Genomic DNA, 19,188 nt, shown 5'->3' on the forward strand with positions numbered 1-19,188 from the left:
CCCGGTGGCAGGGCGGGTAGGTAGTGGCGCATGATCGAACCGTGACCCTGCTGCCGGACCCGATCTTGCCCGCCGCACCACCGACTGTGCCGACCCCGTCCGCGATGCGCCGTGCGCTGCGACGGGCACGGGATGGGGCGACCCTGAACGTCGACGAGGCCGTTGTGCTGCTGCAGGCGCGCGACGCCGATCTGCGGGACCTCTGTCTGAGTGCCGCGCGAGTCCGTGACGCTGGTTTGGAGGCCGCAGGCCGACCGAAGACGGTCACGTACTCGCGCAAGGTGTTCATCCCGCTGACGCGGCTGTGCCGCGACAAGTGCCACTACTGCACGTTCGTCACCGTGCCCGGCAAACTGCGGGCCGAAGGGCACGGCGCTTTCCTCGAGCCGGACGAGGTACTCGAGATCGCTCGCCGCGGTGCCGAGTTGGGTTGCAAGGAAGCGTTGTTCACGCTCGGGGACCGACCCGAGGCGCGCTGGCCGGAAGCGAAGGAATGGCTCGACGCCCGTGGCTACGACTCGACACTGGATTACCTGCGCGCCATGTCGATTCGTGTGCTCGAGGAGACCGGCCTGCTGCCGCATCTGAATCCGGGTGTGCTGAGCTGGGAGGAGATCTCCCGGCTCAAACCCGTTGCGCCGTCGATGGGGATGATGCTCGAGACGACGTCGACCCGGCTGTTCACCGAAAAAGGGCAGTGCCACTACGGAAGTCCCGACAAGGACCCGGCGGTTCGACTCCGAACCCTTACCGACGCAGGGCGACTGAGTGTGCCGTTCACGACGGGCATCCTCGTCGGCATCGGTGAGACGCTGACCGATCGCGCCGAGTCGATCATGGCAATCCGAAAGTCGCACAAGGCTTTCGGGCATGTGCAGGAAGTGATCGTGCAGAACTTCCTCGCGAAGTCCGACACGGTGATGCGCGGCGCACCAGACGCAGGAATCGCAGAGTTCACCGCGACGATCGCCGTTGCGCGGCTACTGCTCGGTCCTGGCATGCGGATCCAGGCGCCGCCGAACCTCGTCTCCAACACCGAGTGCCTTGCGCTCATCGGTGCGGGAGTCGACGACTGGGGTGGCGTGTCGCCGCTCACGCCCGACCATGTGAATCCGGAACGCCCGTGGCCGAACCTGGACACGCTTGCCGAGATCACCGCCGCGGCCGGCTACACGCTGACCGAACGCACTGCCGCACAACCGAAGTACGTCCTTGCCGGTCATCCGTGGATAGATCCGCGCATCACAGCACACGTGCAGGCGCTCGCCGATCCGGAGACCGGGCTTGCGAAACTCGACACCTTGCCGGTCGGGCTACCGTGGCAGGAACCGGACGAATCGTGGGAGTCGACCGGGCGCACCGACCTGAACGCGTCGATCGATACCGACGGTCGCAACACCGAAACCCGCAGCGACCTCGGTAGCGCGTTCGGCGACTGGGACACCGTTCGAGAGCAGGTGCTGTCGCTGGCGGCTCCCGTCCGCGTCGACACCGATCTCGTTGCGGCACTTCGCTCGGCGGAGCGTAATCCGGCAGGCTGCACCGACGACGAGTACCTCGCCCTCGCGACGGCCGAGGGTCCGGGGTTGGAAGCTGTTGTTGCACTTGCCGATGCGCTCCGAAAGGAGGCGGTCGGCGACACCGTCACCTACGTCGTCAACCGAAACATCAACTTCACCAACATCTGCTACACCGGCTGCCGGTTCTGTGCCTTCGCGCAGCGAAAGGGCGACGCCGACGCGTTCACGCTGTCGATGGACGACGTCGCCGACCGGGCGTGGGAGGCGCATGTCCAAGGTGCGACCGAGGTCTGCATGCAGGGTGGTATCGATCCCGAACTGCCCGCCACCGGGTATGCGGATCTGGTTCGCGCGGTGAAGAACCGAGTGCCCTCGATGCACGTCCACGCCTTCAGCCCGATGGAGATCGTCAACGGCGCGGCACGTGGTGGACAGAGCGTTCGTGACTGGCTCATCGATCTTCGCGAGGCAGGTCTCGACACCATTCCCGGTACGGCGGCCGAGATCCTCGACGACGAGGTTCGCTGGATCCTCACCAAGGGCAAACTGCCGACCGCGACCTGGGTCGACGTCGTCACCACCGCACACCAGGTCGGTCTCCGGTCCAGCTCGACGATGATGTACGGCCACGTCGACAATCCGAAGCACTGGGTCGGACACCTGCGCGTACTGCGCGGAATCCAGGACAAGACAGGCGGATTCACCGAGTTCGTGCCGCTGCCGTTCGTGCATCAGTCCTCGCCGCTCTACCTTGCGGGCGCTGCCCGACCAGGACCGACCAATCGCGATAACCGCGCGGTGCACGCGCTCGCTCGAATAATGTTGCACGGCAGCATCGACAACATTCAGGTCAGCTGGGTCAAACTAGGGGTCACCGGCAGTCGCGTGATGCTCGCGGGCGGTGCCAACGATCTTGGGGGAACTTTGATGGAAGAGACCATTTCTCGGATGGCCGGGTCGGAACACGGTTCGTCGAAGTCGGTCGCCGAGTTGCGCGCGATCGCCGAAGGCATCGACCGTCCGGCTCGGCAGCGCACCACTGCCTACGCGGACAAGGTCCACGTCGCGTGAGCGAAGCGATCACGGACAAAGAGGTCGCGGCCGTCCTCGGTCGGGCGGTGTGGGTCATCAACCCGGTGCTCGACGTGCTTTCGACGATCGATCCGCTCGGGTTGCGAGGCCGGACGAAGCGGACCGAACCATCCGGTGATTCCGTCGTCGATCGCGGCTTGGATGCCATGGCGTGGGTGTTGAACACCGCAGACGTACCTGGCACGAAGTCCTGGGAGGGGATGAGTCTGCACGAGCGCTCGGCGTGGTGGGTCCGTCGCGTCGGTGCGTTGAACAACCTGGTCGTCGCGTATCCGGGTGTGTTCGGTGCGCTGTTGCAACGCCTGCCGCTGCAGGATGCGCTCGGTTTCGCAAACCAATCGATCGTGCTCTGTGCCGTCGCGCGGGAATACGGGATCGTCGATCAGCACAAGCAGGTCGAACTGATAGCGGCCGTGCTGTGTCAGCGAAATATCGGCGGCGCGTCGGCAAAGGCAGCTGCGGCGGCGGGACAGCTTGCCGAGGCCGAGCAGGACAGCAAGTGGACGCCGTTCGCCCTGGCAAAGGCGTTGTGGCGAATCACGAAGATCGTGCGTGGGATCACCGACGAACTCGGCAAACGGCCGCGGCCGAAAAAGATCTTTCGGCTGTTCGGGATGCTTCCGGCGGTCGGCGTCGTCGCCGACTACTTCGGTGAATTCGGTGCGTTGTCACGGGCGGCGAAAGCCGGCCAACAATGGATCGCAGCCAGTTAGGGCAGACTTACAACGGTAGGGCCGACGTGGGCGGGGATACTGTCCACGGGCGGTTTACCGCGCGCGTGAGGGTTGTCGAGCAACGTTTCGGAACAAGGAGAGCAGGCCAGTGACCTACATCATCGCTGAACCGTGCGTAGATGTGTTGGATAAGGCATGCATCGAAGAGTGCCCCGTTGATTGCATCTACGAGGGTGGTCGGATGCTCTACATCCATCCCGACGAATGCGTCGACTGTGGGGCGTGCGAGCCGGTCTGCCCGGTTGAAGCGATCTTCTACGAAGACGACACCCCGGATCAGTGGACCGGATACATCAACGCAAATGTCGATTTCTTCGACGAGCTCGGCTCGCCTGGCGGCGCCGCGAAGCTCGGGAAGGTCGACTACGATCCGCCGTTCGTCAAGGCTCTGCCGCCCATGAGCGAGGGCTAGTTGGCCCGCACGCCGGTTTCGGCCATCCTGCCCGATTTTCCTTGGGACACAATTGCTTCCGCGAAAGCGCTGGCGCAGTCCCATCCGGACGGGATCGTCGATCTCTCGGTCGGTACGCCGGTAGATCCGGTCGACGGGACTATCCGTGACGCGTTGGCGTCGGTCTCGGCGGTGTCGGGCTACCCGACGACACACGGCACCCGCGAGCTGCGGGTTGCCGCCGTCGAATCGTTGCAGCGGCGCTACGGCATAACAGGTCTCGACGAGCAGGCTGTGCTGCCGGTCATCGGCACCAAAGAACTCATCGCCTGGCTACCGCGGTTGCTCGGCCTCGGTCCCGACGACCTTGTCGTCACTCCGGAACTCGCTTACCCGACCTATGAGGTCGGCGCGTTGTTGGCTGGGGCGCGAGTTGTCCGCGCCGACGGGTTGACACAGCTCGGCCCGGATTCGCCTGCGCTGATCTTCGTCAACTCGCCGTCCAACCCGACCGGCAAGGTGCTGCCCGTCGACCATCTCCGCAAGGTTGTCGCCTACGCCCGTGAGCGTGGTGCGATCGTGGCATCCGACGAGTGCTACCTAGGCCTCACCTGGGAGGGCGAGGCGCCGTCGATACTCGACGACCGAGTCTGCGACGGCGACCACACAGGACTGCTTGCCATCCACTCGCTGTCGAAGACTTCCAACCTCGCGAGTTACCGTGCCGGCTTCGTCACGGGTGACGCCGCCCTGGTTGCCGAATTGCTCGCGGTCCGCAAACACGCGGGAATGATGGTGCCGTTCCCGGTGCAGGCAGCGATGACGGCGGCGTTGAACACCGACGAACACGAGTCTCAGCAGCGCGAACGCTACCGCGCACGGCGGACGGCCCTGCTTGCCGCGCTTCGTGATGCGGGCTTCCAGGTCGATCTTTCCGAAGCCGGCCTCTACCTGTGGACCACGCGCGGCGAAACATGCCGCACGACGGTCGACTGGTTCGCCGAGCTCGGGATCCTCGTCGCCCCAGGCGAGTTCTACGGTCCGAGCGGCGCGAAGCATGTGCGGATCGCGTTGACCGCTACGGACGAGCGGATCGCAGCGGCCGTGGACAGGCTGTCGGAGGGTTAGTTGTCGGTGGAGTAGGCAACTATGGGGGTGTGCTCTTTGCCGAGATAGTCGCCACCTCAGCCGCGGTCGGTAGTACTCGTTCGCGGAAGGCCAAGATCGAATCGCTGGCCACGTTGCTGCGGGCCTTGGCGCCGGAGGAGATCGAACCGGCCGTCGCGTGGCTTGCGGGCGAACCTCGGCAGCGGCGGATCGGCACCGGGTGGCGCACGCTGACCGATCTGCGTGTCGATCCTGCGGATGCACCGTCGCTCACGGTTATGGCGGTCGACGAAATGATCGAGGAGCTTGCCGGGTTGTCCGGTGCGGGATCGGTGCTGCGTAGACGTGAACTCGTCGGCGAACTCTTCGCGGCTGCGACAGCCGAGGAGCAGAGCTTTGTGATCCGTCTGCTTACCGGCGAACTGCGGCAGGGCGCGCTGGTCGGAATCATGACCGACGCTGTCGCTACTGCCGCCGGCCTGCCGATCGCCCCGGTACGTCGGGCGTTTATGTTGTCCGGCGCACTGCCGACGACGGCGGTCGCGGCGTTGCGCGGAGGCCTCGACGAACTGTCGAAGTTCGAGCTCGAAGTCGGGCGTCCTGTGCAGCCGATGCTGGCCTCGCCTGCCGAGGGACTTGCTGATGCACTCGCCGAACTCGGCGCCGATATCAGCGTCGAGTACAAGATGGACGGCGCCCGAATTCAGGTGCACCGCAACGGCGACGAGGTCCGAATCTTTACCCGCACCCTGCGCGAGATCACGCCGAGCGTCCCGGAGTTGGTCTCGCTCGTGCAAGCCTTGCCGTGCGAGTCCGTCGTACTCGACGGCGAAACTCTTGCTCTCGCCGACAGTGGCCGTCCCCGGCCGTTCCAGGAAACGATGAGCCGATTCGGTGCTGACACAGGCGAATTGCTCTTGCACCCCTACTTCTTCGATTGTCTGTACCTCGACGGGGTCGACCTGCTCGACGAACCGTTGTCGGCCAGGCTCGACGCGCTCGAACGAGCGGCGCCGGACCATCGAATTCCGTCGGTGCAACGGCCGACCGACGAGGCAGCGACCGACTATCTGGTTGCTGCCCTGCGCGACGGTCACGAAGGCGTCATGGTGAAATCGCTCGCTGCGCCGTACGCCGCTGGACGTCGCGGTCGAACGTGGCAGAAGGTGAAGCAGGTCCATACGATCGACCTAATTGTGCTCGGCGCCGAGTGGGGATACGGGCGACGGACGGGGTTGCTGTCCAACCTGCATCTCGGCGCGCGCGACCCCGACGGCGGCCCGCCGATCATGGTCGGCAAGACCTTCAAAGGCCTCACCGACAAGCTGCTCGCGTGGCAGACGGAGGAATTCCCGAAACACGAGAGCAGCCGCGACGCCCAGACGGTGTACCTACGTCCGGAGATCGTCGTCGAGATCGAGTTGGACGGCGTGCAGGTGAGTCGGCGGTATCCAGGGGGAGTGGCGCTGCGATTCGCACGGGTCCTGCGGTACCGACCCGACAAGGATGCCCGTGATGCCGACACTATCGACACGGTCCGAGGTCTGCTGCCGGGTTAGGCCGCCGTTGCCAACGCTGCGTCGCGTCGGCGTTGCTCGAGGTCCCAGTTGCGGAGCAGGACGTCGGTGGCGAAGCTGGCATCGAGGGGTTCGCCGGACCAGTCGGCCGTGACGGCATCGGGATCGACGTAGTGGTAGCGGTGGGTGAGGTCGTCGACGTCGCCGGACAGCAGTGGGGCGTAGTCGATTCTGCGTCCGTCGAGGTCTGCGAAGGTGAAGCGCTGATTGCCGTCGGCAGTAATGGTGAACAGCCCGTCGTGCAACGCGCGGTGATGCTCACCGCAGAGCAGGGTCAGATTGTCGAGATCGGTCGGACCAACCCGCGAATAGTAGACAACGTGATGCGCATGCAGAAACCTCGTGCGGCCACAGCCCGGAACCGTGCAGCACCGATCCCGGATCAACAACTGCCGCAGCAGGGTTCGACTCGGCCGACGTCGAGACTTATCCCAGGCGATGGTCGGTCCGAGACGCCCGTGCCGGATCAGCCGCACCGACGCGGTACACAACACCGCCTCCAGAGTCTGCGAATCGAGGCCGGGTCCATCGTCGAGATGAGCATGCGGAGCGTCCAGTGGTGTCCCGTCGGGACCGACATGAACCAACACATCCGCGGACGGAGACACGACCGGAGACTCGGCGGTGCACAGGGTCTCGGCCATCGCCACCATCGCCGGAACCGGATTCGAGGGTGCCGGTGCGGTCAGATCCGGCTCGTTGTCGTCGGTGCGGGTCCGTTCACACTCGGCGCGGGTGAGGGCGGCGAGGAATCGGGCCCCGTCCTCGGGAAGGAATCGGGCCATCACCACCAGGTAGCCATCGTCGTCGAAGAACCACCGCCCACGAGCGCGGTCGGTGTCGGTGTTGTTGTTGGTGTCATCCGGGGTGCGGGCTTGTTTGACGAGGCCGCGGACGAGTCGGTCCAGATGCGCGGCGGGTGATTGCAGGGCGATGCGCAGCAACGATTCTTCGGTGTGCGGTGTCGCGACCCGGGTGAGAGCACGAACTTTGGAATAGGACACCCGGCCCTCGGCGAATGCCTGCGCGATCCGCGGTAATACGGTGACGGCGTTCGCGACGCGGACCTGTTCACGGGCGGTGTGCAGGCTGATACCGGCTTTCCAGGACAGCCAGTGGGCGGCGGAGTGCAGTTGCCAGCCGGCCCAGCCGCGGCGGGCGTCGAATTCGGCCAGCAGGACCAGGAATCGTGCGGTGGCGGCGGCGATTTGCCCGGCGAGAGAACAGATTTCGGTTTCGATCTCCTCGATCGGCCGTTGTGTCGGGTGGTCTGTCGGTAGTTCTGTGGTGTTCATCGAATCTCCCCGTTTCGATAGAACTGATGTTCGACAAACCTACCGCGACCCACCGACAAGAAATGATCGACGAAACGTCCCCGCGGGGACGCCCGGACGCGGGCATCGAACAGATCCGACCAGCTCCGCGATCAGGCCAAGGCCGACTCGAACACCAGGCTCGTCGATACCCGAACGCCTGACCCACCGACGAAACGGATCGGCCGAAACGTCCCCGCGGGGACGTCAAGTGGCGCGGCGGGTGACACGAGACGACACCAACGATCAGCCGCACGCCGATTTCCGCACCAAGTCCAATCGTTGCCCGGACACCGAGCAGTCGCGTCACCGACACGAACGGGCCATCGAGCGTCCCCGCGGGGACGTCGGGACCCAGCCCGCGCGTCCCCGCGGGGACGTACCGAACATCCGTGCATCGAGTCGAACTACGCAGTCGCCACGCAACTGTTCGGCCCTGGGGTTAGCCTGGAGTATGGACGCGATTACAGCGGTTCCGTCGCCAGTCAACGAGCCCGTCCATTCCTATGCACCGGGTAGCCCCGAGCGCGAAAGGCTCGAAGCGGCGCTAACCACGGTCGCCGACAACCCCGTCGACGTTCCGTTGGTGATCGCCGGCCAACGTCGCGCGGGCAGTGGCGCGCGGTCCGACGTCGTGGCACCACACCGGCACAGCCAGGTACTCGGCACAATCTCCGAGACGACCCAGGCCGAGGCTGCTGCCGCGATCGACGCCGCGACGGCCGCAGCTGCGGATTGGCGAGCGTTGCCGTTCGACGAGCGCGCTGCTGTGCTGCTCCGGGCGGCGGACCTACTCGCGGGACCGTGGCGCGAGACGATCGCGGCGGCAACGATGCTCGGGCAGTCGAAAAGCGTGCAACAGGCCGAGATCGATGCGCCGTGCGAGCTGGTCGACTTCTGGCGGTTCAACGTCGCCTTCGCGCGCGACATCATTGCGCAGCAACCGATGTCGTCGCCCGGGGTATGGAACAGGCTCGAGTACCGACCGCTCGAAGGGTTCGTCTACGCCATCACGCCGTTCAACTTCACTGCGATCGCGGGCAATCTCCCGACAGCACCGGCATTGATGGGCAATACGGTCGTCTGGAAACCATCGCCGACCCAGACGGTCGCGGCATACGCGACGATGCGACTCCTCGAAGCCGCTGGCTTGCCACCCGGCGTGATCAATCTGGTGACCGGCAACGGGACCGCTCTGTCGGAGGTCGCGCTGGTGGACCGGCGGCTTGCGGGTATCCATTTCACCGGATCCACCAAGACTTTTCAGTACCTGTGGCGCAAGGTCGGCGAGAACATCGGCGGCTACCGCAGCTATCCCAGAGTGGTAGGGGAGACGGGTGGGAAAGACTTCGTTGTCGCGCACTCGTCGGCGAATCCTGACGCAGTGCGGACCGCTCTTGTTCGCGGCGCGTTCGAGTATCAAGGTCAGAAATGTTCGGCAGCGTCACGCGCCTACATTGCGCGCTCGGTGTGGAACCGGATGAGTGCCGACTTTCTGGCGGAGGTCGACGAATTGACCTACGGCGACGTGACCGACCTGTCCAACTTCGGTGGTGCCCTGATCGACCGTCGGGCCTACGACAAGAACGTCGCTGCGATCGAACGGGCAAGGGCTGCAGCGGGAGTCGAGATCGCGGTCGGCGGCAGCTACGACGATGCCGAGGGCTACTTCGTGCGGCCGACCGTTTTGCTGGCGACCGATCCGCACGACGAGGCATTCGCCACCGAGTACTTCGGCCCGATCCTCAGCGTGCACGTCTACGACGATTCGGTGGCGGGCTCGTTCGAAGCTGTTCTCGCGGAGGTGCATTCGGCCGCGCCATACGCGCTGACCGGTGCCGTACTCGCGGACGACCGCTACGCCGTCGAAACCGCTTCGCAGGCTTTACGATTCGCCGCCGGGAACTTCTACATCAACGACAAACCGACGGGAGCCGTCGTCGGGCAGCAACCCTTCGGCGGCGCGCGGGCATCGGGAACCAACGACAAGGCCGGATCGCCACTGAACCTGCTGCGCTGGACATCTCCCCGCACGATCAAGGAAACGTTCGTTCCGCCGACCGACTACCGGTACCCCCACATGCAGGGTGGATCGGCATGACCATCCTGTCGAATCCGCGGCTGTCCAATCCACTCCGGCCTGCGATCCTTGCGGCAGCGCGCTCGTCGAAGCTGAAGGCGGCGTTGACAAAAGCGCCGGTGACAAGGCGGATCGTCACTCGCTTCATCGCGGGCGAGACGCGGCCGGAGGTATTGAAGGTCGTTGCAGCACTCCTCGAATCGGGACGCGTGATCAGCATCGACTTTCTCGGCGAAGACACCACCGACCGCGCACAGGCGGAGGCGACAGTGGGCGAGTATCTCGCCCTGCTCGACGACTTGGCAGGCTTGCGACTGCCGGCCTCGATGAATCCGAACAACGAGATCGCGCCACTCGAAGTGTCGATGAAACTCTCTGCGCTCGGTCAGGCACTACCGGTCGACGGCGACAAGATCGCGACGCAGAACGCGCGGACGGTGTGCGAACATGCTCAGCGGCTTGGGATCTGGGTGACGATCGACGCCGAGGATCACACCACCACCGACTCGACGTTGCGGATCGTCCGTGAGTTGCGAACCGAGTTTCCCTGGCTCGGTGCGGTTCTGCAGTCGTATCTGCGGCGAACCGAAGCCGACTGCCGGGAGCTGGCAGGTCCGGGCTCGCGCATTCGGCTCTGCAAAGGCGCGTACAGGGAGCCGGAATCGGTTGCCTACCAGAGCAGGTCGGAGGTCGATGCGTCGTATCGACGTTGTCTCGAGATCCTGATGCTCGGCGCCGGCTATCCGATGGTCGCGTCGCACGATCCCGAAATCATCGCTGCTGCAGGCGATATGACCCGCCGCACCGACCGCGGCCGCGACACCTTCGAGCAACAGATGCTGTTCGGTATCCGTGACGTCGAGCAACTGCGTCTCGCGGCCGAGGGATACACGATGCGCGTCTACGTGCCGTACGGCGCGCAGTGGTACGGCTACTTCATGCGCAGGCTTGCCGAGCGACCGTCGAACCTCAGGTTCTTCCTCCGTTCGATCGCGACGGTACGGTGAGTCGGTGCTGTTGCGATCATTGGACCCCTTCGCCGTTGCAGGCGGTTACGACATCCCGGATGCCGTCACCATCGGCGATGCCGTACTTTCTCGCAGCGATCTGATCGGCGCCGCGACATCGGTTGCCGAACGTATCGCCCGCGCCGACCGCGTTGCGGTGCTCGCGAAACCGACGCCGCGAACGGTGCTCGCGATTCTGGGATGTTTGATCGCAGGCGTCACCGTGGTGCCGATCCCGCCGGATTCGGGGCCGACCGAGGTCGCGCATTTCCTCCGAGATTCCGGTGCGCAAGCGTGGCTCGGCGAGGCGCCGGACGAGACCGATCTGCCCGTCGTCCCGGTCCGTCTGCACGCTCGCTCGTGGCACACCTACCCTGAGCCGACGCCGTCGAGCATCGCCTTCATTCTTTATACGTCGGGCACCACCGGGCCGCCGAAGGGCGTGTTGCTCAGCCGAAAGGCGATCGCCGCGGGGCTCGACGCACTCGCCGACGCTTGGGCGTGGACGCCCAACGATGTTCTGGTGCATGGACTTCCGCTGTTTCACGTGCATGGACTGATCCTCGGTCTGCTCGGTCCGCTTCGGGTCGGCAGCCCGGTGATTCACACCGGCAAACCGACGCCGGACGCCTATGCGGCCGCGAAGGGATCGCTGTACTTCGGGGTTCCGACGGTGTGGTCGAGAATCGCGGACGACCCCGAGGCCGCCCGCGCGCTGAGCGGTGCCAGGCTGCTCGTCTCCGGCAGCGCGCCACTTCCCGTTCCCGTTTTCGACAAGCTGGCCGAGCTCACCGGGCACGCTCCTGTCGAGCGTTATGGCATGAGCGAAACGATGATCACGCTGTCGACGCGGGCCGACGGCGAGCGTCGTCCTGGCTGGGTCGGCAGGCCGGTCGCCGGCGTCGAGACTCGACTGCGCGACGATGCCGACAACGATGTGGCCCACGACGGCGAGAGCGTCGGCGGACTGCAGGTGCGCGGACCGATGCTCTTCGACGGCTATCTCGGCCGACCCGACGACACCGCACGCAACTGGACCGAGGACGGCTGGTTCAAGACCGGCGACGTGGCGGTCGTCGATGCCGACGGCTTCCACCGAATCGTCGGGCGCGAGTCGACGGACCTGATCAAATCCGGCGGCTACCGCATCGGGGCAGGTGAGATCGAGACCGCGCTGCTCGGGCATCCGCAGATCGCCGAAGCTGCGGTGATCGGCGTTCCTGATTCGGATCTGGGTCAGCGGATCGTCGCGTACGTGGTTCCGCGCGCCGGTGCAGATGTCGTCGCCGATGCTCTGATCGACTTCGTCGCACTGGAGCTGTCCGCGCACAAGCGTCCGCGCCGCATCGTCGTCGTCGAATCGCTGCCACGCAACGCAATGGGCAAGGTGCAGAAGAAGCTGCTCGGCGAGTAGTTGTAGTAATAGAGCGCTCACTCCGCTGGAAGTGCCAGCGCCACAGTCAATTCGAGGATCGTCTGCGGATCGTCGAGGCGCTCGCCGTACAGGTCGCGCAACTGGCCCATGCGATATCGGACGGTCTGCGGATGGACGAACAGCGCGGCGGCGACGTTGTCACGATTGCCTTGGTGCAACAGCCACGCCCGCAGGGTTTCTGCGAGCCGCTCGGCGGTGTTCGGTCGCAGCGTCGCCAGGGGAGCGAGCACTTGGTGCCGCAGATCGGCAAGTGCGTCCGCGTCAGCGCCGAGGACGAGTTCGGCGAGGCGAGCGTCGGTATCGAGGACCGTCGCGTCGGTCGACCGAGGCAGCGCACGACCTCGGAGTACGCGCCGATAGGACGTCAGCACATCGGTCCATACGCGTGCCGGACCGACGATTGCATCGTGACCGTCCAGCGCGTGCAAAAGGCGAGGCCTGTCGCTGCCGCCGAGATCCGGGACGAGGAGTACGGCCACGGTGTCGGCGGCGTCGACGCCGGGCAGGTCTTCCACGAGTTGCAGCGTGGTGTTCGGCAGTCCGACCATGACGGTACGGACCTGCTCGACCGGCAGTGCGACGGCTGTGAGGGTGTCGGGTGGGGTCCAGTCGGCACGCTCGGCGCTGGCGACCAGCTTCTCGATCGCGGCGCCGGTGAGCAGGTCCTTGCCGAGCCTGTCGAGGTAACGCTGGCGTACGCGACCCGACGTTGCGAGTTCGTCGGTGTGGCCGGACGCGCTCGACGCGGAAAGGCTGTCGATGTACTCGAAGACCAACTCCGCGAATTTCGCCATCGTCGGTGCGGGTAGTCCACCGGCGACGGCGGTCGTCGACAGCTCACGCCACGCGACCCGAGCGCCGACGCGGTAGGCAGACAGCAGCGCGTCCATCGTTCGACCGTTGCGTGCCTCACCACGCCCGAGTTCGTAAGCGGCGTCCAAGGCCGGTGCCAGCGGCGAGCCGGGATCGGAGTGTTTCGACCGTGCAGCCAAGCGCAGAAATACGGCGAGCGCCATCCGGACCGCATTTTCGATGTTGTGGCCCATCGTTCCGGTGAGTGCGCCGGTGTAGCTGGGAACTTCGACGATGATGGCGGCCACGGTGTGCTCGGCTACCGACGGCAGACCGGCCTGCAGTGCGGCGATGATGTCGCCGTCCAGCTCGAGGTCGGAGACCGCGCGGTACTCGCGGGCAGGTTCGTTCTCGGGTTTCGGCAACGCGCTTCCTCAAAAACTATTCATTGCGAACAAATGTGACGTAGTCGTTCACGTTCATAGGACAAGAGTTTATACCCCTGAGTAGGCGAGGCTTGTTCTATGACAACGATTGCGACCAGGACCGCAGCTAGGACGACAACAAAGCTGCGCGACCGCGCCGTCAAGTTCGCGGAGCTTGTCACGACTCCGTTGGTTCCGGCCGACTACCTCGGCATCGTCAACCCGCTGCTCTTCGGCACCGAGCTACGAGGCCGGATCGTGGCGATCCGGCGCGAGACCCGCGACGCTGCGACGATCGTCATCAAGCCGGGCCGTGGCTGGAAGGTACATACGCCCGGCCAATACATCCGCGTCGGCGTCGACGTCGACGGGGTCAGGCAGTGGCGTGCGTACTCGCTGACCTCCGACATCGGCCGCGTCGACGGCAACATCACCATCACCGTCAAAGCGATTCCGAACGGAAAAGTCAGCAACCACCTGGTCCGCGAGGCCAAAGTTGGCACGATCGTCCAGCTCGACCACGCAGTAGGTGACTTCACACTCGGAGTCGACCTGCCGCGGAAGGTGCTCTTCCTTACCGCTGGCAGCGGCATCACGCCGGTGATGGGGATGCTGCGCAACCACGTCGATCAACTCGACGACGTCGTCATCGTGCACTCGGCACCGACGTCGGACGACGTGATCTTCGGAGGCGAATTGCGTGAACTCGCCCGTGCCGGTCGCATTCGATTGATCGAGAAGCACACCGATTCCGACGGCATGCTCGATGTTGCCGAACTCGACGAACTCGTCGGCGACGTCGCCGATCGCGAGACCTGGGCATGTGGCCCCGCCGGGATGCTCGACGCAGTCGAACAGCGGTGGGCCGGCGACGGCATCGCCGATCGCCTCCATACCGAACGCTTCCGGGCAACCGTCATCGCCGCGGGTGAAGGCGGGACCGTGACGTTCGCACAATCGGACACAGTCGTCGAAGCCGAAGGTTCACAGACATTGCTCGACGCAGGCGAAGCCGCCGGGGTCATCATGCCGTCCGGATGCCGTATGGGCATCTGCTTCGGCTGCGTCGTTCCACTACGCGAAGGAGCCGTTCGCGATCTGCGAAACGGCGACATCACCACCGCCGCAACAGGCGACGGGGTACTGATTCAAACGTGTGTGTCGGCAGCTGCCGGCTCCTGCGACATCGATCTCTGACATCGATCTCCAACACCCCGCGAAGGGCATCTCATGACCACACTGCAGAAGAAGCCGAACAATCCGATCGCTCACCTGTCCGCCGACGACATCGAAGAACTCGGTAAGGCGCTCGACGCCATCCGTGCGGACGTGATCTCCAACCGTGGCGAGCGCGACGCCGCCTACATCCGTAAGGTCATCGACTTTCAGCGCAAGCTCGAACTCGGCAGTCGCGGTGTTCTACTCGTCTCGCTGTTTCCGCCGGCATGGCTCGCGGGCACTGTCGGACTGTCGATTTCCAAGATCATCGAGAACATGGAAATCGGCCACAACGTGATGCACGGCCAGTGGGACTGGATGCGCGATCCCAAGATCCATTCGACCACCTGGGAATGGGACAACGCGTCACCGTCCGATATGTGGAAGCACTCGCACAACGAACTGCACCACACCTATACCAATGTCATCGGCAAGGACAACGACCTCGGCTACGGCATCATGCGCGTCGACGAAGATCAGCGTTGGATGCCTTTCTATCTGGCACAGCCGCTGTGGAACTTCGTCAATGCATGCTTCTTCGAATACGGCATCGCCGCATACGACCTGGAGATCGGTAAGTACCTCCAGGGTCGCAAGGACGAGGCCGAATTCAAGGCAGCTCGCAACAACGTCCTGCGCAAGATTCGACAGCAGGTGACGAAAGACTATGTTGTGCATCCGTTGTTGTCGGGTCCGTCCGCGTTGACGACATTGACCGCGAACCTGACGGCGAACCTGGTCCGCAATCTGTGGACCCACTCGGTCATCATGTGTGGCCACTTCCCCGAGGGCGTCGAAACGTTCGAGAAGAAGTCGATCGACGGCGAAACCCGTGGCGAGTGGTACCTGCGACAGATGCTCGGGTCCGCGAATATCTCCGGTGGTCGGGTCATGCACTTCATGTTCGGCAACCTGTCGTTCCAGATCGAGCATCACCTGTTCCCGGATCTGCCGAGCAACCGGTACGCCGAGATCGCGCCGAAGGTGCAGGCACTGTTCGACCAGTACGGCTTGACTTACACCAGTGGCTCGCTCGTTCAGCAGGTCGGATCGGCGTGGAAGAAGGTCTTCCGACTCTCGCTTCCGAACGATTTCGCGCGCAAAGCCACCTCGACGCTGAATCCAGGAAATTTGGTGCAAATGGTGTTCCGCGATACCAAACAGGAGAGCATCGCCGCCTGATTTGTGAATAGGCGCTATTTCTGAACAAAATCCACCGGCGTGGACGACCCGGCCTGAGTCGAATTATTTTACCGAATACCGAACTTGTAAAAATGTTAAGACAAGCGAAATTGTTTCGGTAGACGAGTATCAATTCGGTACGCGAATTCGCGGACAGGCCGGGACGGCGTCGAGGATGATGTTTCGATGGCGACCGCGGCGAACGAGACCACCAAGAAGTCGAGTCGGCGGGCAGCCCCCGCCCCCGGCGTACCGGAATCCAACGGTACGGCAGGCACCGATCATGCCGACCCGTCCAAGGTTTCGTTGGACGCGGGAATGCCGATGCGAAGTCCGTTCCCGCCGATCGACGAATATGCATTTTTGTCCGACTGCGAGACGATGGCTCTCATCGCACCCAACGGCGCCGTCGAGTGGATGTGCGCCCCACGCCCGGATTCGCCGAGCGTGTTCGGGGCGATACTCGACCGCAGCGCGGGCCATTTCAGAGTCGGACCGTACGGTCAGAACGTCCCTGCCGCGCGGCACTATCGCCCGGGTGGCCTGATCGTCGAGACGACGTGGCAGACCGAAACCGGTTGGCTCACAGTGCACGACGCGCTCATCATGGGCGGCTGGCACAACACCGACAAGCGCTCGAAGACCCATCGCCGCGCGCCGACGGATTGGGATGCCGAGCACATCCTGCTCCGAATGGTGAAATGTGTAAGCGGCACAGTGGAACTCGAGGTCAGCTGCGAGCCGGCCTTCGATTACCACCGGCAGTCGGCAAAGTGGGAATACACCGGCGAGGTCTACGAAGAGGCGACCGCGACGTGTGCCGGTAGCAAGGACGGTACGCAGCCCACGCTCAAGCTGACGACGAACCTGCGCCTCGGCCTCGAAGGCCGTGAGGCCCAGGCACGCACCCGAATGGTCGAGGGTGACGAAGCCTTCGTCGCATTGTCGTGGTCACCTTTGCCCGCGCCGAAGACGCAGGAGCAAGCTGCCGAGAAAATGTGGCAGACCTCGGAATGCTGGCGACAGTGGCTCACGATCGGCAAGTTCCCCGACCATCCGTGGCGGGGTTACCTGCAGCAGAGCGCACTTGCCCTCAAGGGCCTCACGTACGCCCCGACGGGCGCTCTTATGGCTGCTGCGACGACATCGCTGCCCGAAACCCCAGGCGGCGTGCGCAACTGGGACTATCGCTACGCATGGGTTCGGGATTCCACCTTCGCGCTGTGGGGTCTGCACACCCTCGGGCTCGACCGCGAGGCCAACAACTTCTTCCACTTCCTCTCCGACGTAGCCGAAGACGAAGACGGCAACCTGCAGACGCTGCAGGTGATGTACGGCCTCGGCGGCGAGCGCATGCTAGAGGAATCCGAACTTTCACACCTGCACGGCTACGACGGCGCTCGGCCCGTACGGATCGGCAACGGTGCGTACAACCAAGCGCAGCACGATATCTGGGGCACGATGCTCGACTCGGTCTACCTGCACGTGCGCTCCCGTGAGCATGTGCCGGAGTCGCTCTGGCCGCTGCTCAAACGGCAGGTCGAGGAGGCGATCAAACACTGGCAGGATCCCGATCGCGGCATCTGGGAGGTCAGAGGCGAGCCGCAGCACTTCGTTTCCTCGAAGGTGATGTGTTGGGTCGCACTCGATCGTGGCTCGAAACTTGCTGCGCTGCATGGGGAAAAGTCCTACGCCCAGCAGTGGGCCGAGATCGCCGAAGAGATAAAGGCAGACATCTTGGACAACGGCGTCGACAAGCGCGGCGTGTTCATCCAGCGTTACGGCGACGACTCACTCGACGCGTCGGCACTGCTGATCCCACTGCTGAGATTTCTGCCTGCCGACGACAAACGGGTCAAGGCAACAGTTCTCGCGATCGCAGACGAACTCACGGTCGACGGACTGGTCCTGCGGTACAAGGTGGACACGACGGACGACGGGTTGGAGGGCGAAGAGGGTACGTTCACGATCTGTTCGTTCTGGCTGGTGTCGGCGCTCGTCGAAATCGGCGAATTGCGACGAGCAAAGCAACTGTGCGAGCGCCTACTTGCCTTCGCAAGTCCGTTGAAGCTGTACGCGGAAGAGATCGACACCGCGACAGGCAGGCACCTCGGCAACTTCCCGCAGGCCTTCACCCACCTGGCGCTGATCAACGCGGTCGTCCACGTGATCCGTGCCGAGCAGGATGTCGCGGCGGGGGAGTTCCAGCCCGCGCACTGACGGCGACAAACGACGAAGGCGCCCACCGGATTCCGGTGGGCGCCTTCGTATCGGGCTACTTGTGCGGCAGCTCGTGGTGGCCGCCGAATGCCTTACGCATAGCGGAGAGGACCTTGTCCGCGTAGAGCGATTCGCCACGTGAAGAGAAGCGCTGGAACAGCGATGCGGCCAACACCGGCACCGGAACACCTTCGTCGATGGCGGCGTCGATCGTCCACCGGCCCTCGCCCGAGTCGGAGACCCGGCCACCGTAGGAGTCGAGTGTCGGGTCCGAATAGAGTGCTGCCGCAGTGAGATCGAGCAACCACGAGGCGACGACGGACCCGCGCCGCCAGACCTCGGTGACTTCCTTCAGATCGATGTCGTACTGGTAGAGCTCCGGCTGCTCGAGCGGCGTCTCTTCCGCCGAGAACTCGCCTGCCTCACGCGATCCGATGTTTGCCTTGTGGAGGATGTTCATACCTTCGGCATAGGCCGCCATCGCGCCGTATTCGATCCCGTTGTGCACCATCTTCACGAAATGGCCTGCACCAGCGGGACCGCAGTGCAGGTAGCCCTGCTCCGAGGTTGACGGCTCGCCTTCGCGGCCGGGCGTGCGTTCCACTTCGCCGATGCCGGGAGCGATCGACTTGAGGATCGGATCGAGATGCGCCACCTGCTCGTTCTCGCCGCCGATCATCAAGCAGAAGCCACGCTTGAGACCGAACACACCACCCGAGGTGCCGATATCGATGTAGTGAATACCCTTGGGCTTCAAGGCCTTGGCACGCTTGATGTCCTCGTGGTATCGACTGTTGCCACCGTCGATGATGATGTCGCCAGGCTCGAGCAACTCGGCGAGCTGATCGATCACACGACCCGTGATGCCGGCCGGGATCATCACCCACGCCACTCGCGGCTTCTCGAGTTTGGCTACGAAGTCCTCCATCGAGGTCGCGCCGATGGCACCTTCGCCTTCGAGTTCTTTCACCGCATCGGCATTCATGTCGAACACCACAGCTGTGTGTCCGTCCTTTGCGATGCGGCGCACGATGTTCGCACCCATCCGGCCGAGACCAACCATTCCGAGCTGCATCACAAAACCCTTTCGTTCCT

General features: G+C 64.2%; 14 protein-coding genes. 11 read left to right on the forward strand and 3 right to left on the reverse strand.

Annotation, left to right across the window (positions count from 1 at the left end):
* Window positions 1-47: 47 nt before the first annotated feature.
* From JGU71_RS18610 to JGU71_RS18630, 5 genes are all read left to right on the forward strand, one after another.
* A complete protein-coding gene (locus tag JGU71_RS18610; RefSeq protein ID WP_199706073.1) occupies window positions 48-2,591 on the forward strand; it encodes a bifunctional FO biosynthesis protein CofGH in 2,544 nt (847 codons plus the stop codon).
* Window positions 2,588-3,325, forward strand: coding sequence for a hypothetical protein (locus tag JGU71_RS18615; protein ID WP_233529749.1), 738 nt, complete (start codon window positions 2,588-2,590; stop codon window positions 3,323-3,325). Before JGU71_RS18610 ends, JGU71_RS18615 begins: the two co-directional genes overlap by 4 nt.
* 109 nt (window positions 3,326-3,434) lie before the next feature.
* Window positions 3,435-3,758 (forward strand): ferredoxin, encoded by a 324-nt coding sequence (gene fdxA / locus JGU71_RS18620; RefSeq protein ID WP_199705792.1) that lies wholly within the window; start codon window positions 3,435-3,437, stop codon window positions 3,756-3,758.
* Window positions 3,759-4,865, forward strand: a complete 1,107-nt coding sequence (dapC, locus tag JGU71_RS18625) for a succinyldiaminopimelate transaminase (RefSeq protein ID WP_199705793.1) — start codon at window positions 3,759-3,761, stop codon at window positions 4,863-4,865.
* Between the two features lie 29 nt (window positions 4,866-4,894).
* Complete coding sequence (locus tag JGU71_RS18630) at window positions 4,895-6,403, forward strand: ATP-dependent DNA ligase (RefSeq protein ID WP_199705794.1); 1,509 nt, start codon at window positions 4,895-4,897, stop codon at window positions 6,401-6,403.
* Here the strand turns inward: JGU71_RS18630 and JGU71_RS18635 are convergent.
* The gene (locus JGU71_RS18635; RefSeq protein WP_199705795.1) at window positions 6,400-7,716 is read right to left on the reverse strand and encodes an HNH endonuclease signature motif containing protein; all 1,317 of its coding nucleotides are present in this window, start codon (window positions 7,714-7,716) and stop codon (window positions 6,400-6,402) included. The two genes, JGU71_RS18630 and JGU71_RS18635, sit on opposite strands and share 4 nt — an antisense overlap.
* Window positions 7,717-8,188: 472 nt before the next feature.
* Between JGU71_RS18635 and pruA the strand changes: the two genes are divergently transcribed.
* Genes pruA through JGU71_RS18650 form a run of 3 tightly spaced genes read left to right on the forward strand, consistent with a single transcriptional unit; the run spans window position 8,189 to window position 12,235 of the window.
* The gene (gene pruA / locus JGU71_RS18640) at window positions 8,189-9,835 is read left to right on the forward strand and encodes an L-glutamate gamma-semialdehyde dehydrogenase (protein ID WP_199705796.1); all 1,647 of its coding nucleotides are present in this window, start codon (window positions 8,189-8,191) and stop codon (window positions 9,833-9,835) included.
* Window positions 9,832-10,821, forward strand: a complete 990-nt coding sequence (locus tag JGU71_RS18645) for a proline dehydrogenase family protein (RefSeq protein ID WP_199705797.1) — start codon at window positions 9,832-9,834, stop codon at window positions 10,819-10,821. Before pruA ends, JGU71_RS18645 begins: the two co-directional genes overlap by 4 nt.
* Window positions 10,822-10,825: 4 nt before the next feature.
* Window positions 10,826-12,235: an acyl-CoA synthetase gene (locus JGU71_RS18650; protein ID WP_199705798.1), complete on the forward strand. Its 1,410-nt coding sequence runs from the start codon at window positions 10,826-10,828 to the stop codon at window positions 12,233-12,235.
* A gap of 17 nt (window positions 12,236-12,252) precedes the next feature.
* Here JGU71_RS18650 and JGU71_RS18655 read toward each other — a convergent pair whose 3' ends face one another.
* Window positions 12,253-13,473, reverse strand: coding sequence for a PucR family transcriptional regulator (locus JGU71_RS18655; protein WP_199705799.1), 1,221 nt, complete (start codon window positions 13,471-13,473; stop codon window positions 12,253-12,255).
* A 99-nt stretch (window positions 13,474-13,572) separates the two neighbouring features.
* Between JGU71_RS18655 and JGU71_RS18660 the strand changes: the two genes are divergently transcribed.
* From JGU71_RS18660 to JGU71_RS18670, 3 genes are all read left to right on the forward strand, one after another.
* Entirely contained in the window at window positions 13,573-14,670 is a 1,098-nt protein-coding gene (locus JGU71_RS18660; RefSeq protein WP_199705800.1) for a ferredoxin reductase, read from the forward strand.
* 33 nt (window positions 14,671-14,703) lie between these two features.
* The gene (locus JGU71_RS18665) at window positions 14,704-15,873 is read left to right on the forward strand and encodes a fatty acid desaturase family protein (RefSeq protein ID WP_199705801.1); all 1,170 of its coding nucleotides are present in this window, start codon (window positions 14,704-14,706) and stop codon (window positions 15,871-15,873) included.
* A gap of 318 nt (window positions 15,874-16,191) precedes the next feature.
* Entirely contained in the window at window positions 16,192-18,093 is a 1,902-nt protein-coding gene (locus JGU71_RS18670; protein ID WP_233529781.1) for a glycoside hydrolase family 15 protein, read from the forward strand.
* A gap of 55 nt (window positions 18,094-18,148) precedes the next feature.
* On the opposite strand, the gene gnd is transcribed toward JGU71_RS18670, so the two are convergent.
* Window positions 18,149-19,168, reverse strand: a complete 1,020-nt coding sequence (gene gnd, locus JGU71_RS18675; RefSeq protein ID WP_199705803.1) for a phosphogluconate dehydrogenase (NAD(+)-dependent, decarboxylating) — start codon at window positions 19,166-19,168, stop codon at window positions 18,149-18,151.
* Between the last annotated feature and the right edge of the window lie 20 nt (window positions 19,169-19,188).

Origin of the sequence: Antrihabitans stalagmiti, from assembly GCF_016482825.1 — a bacterium.
In the GTDB taxonomy this organism is placed as follows: domain Bacteria; phylum Actinomycetota; class Actinomycetes; order Mycobacteriales; family Mycobacteriaceae; genus Antrihabitans; species Antrihabitans stalagmiti.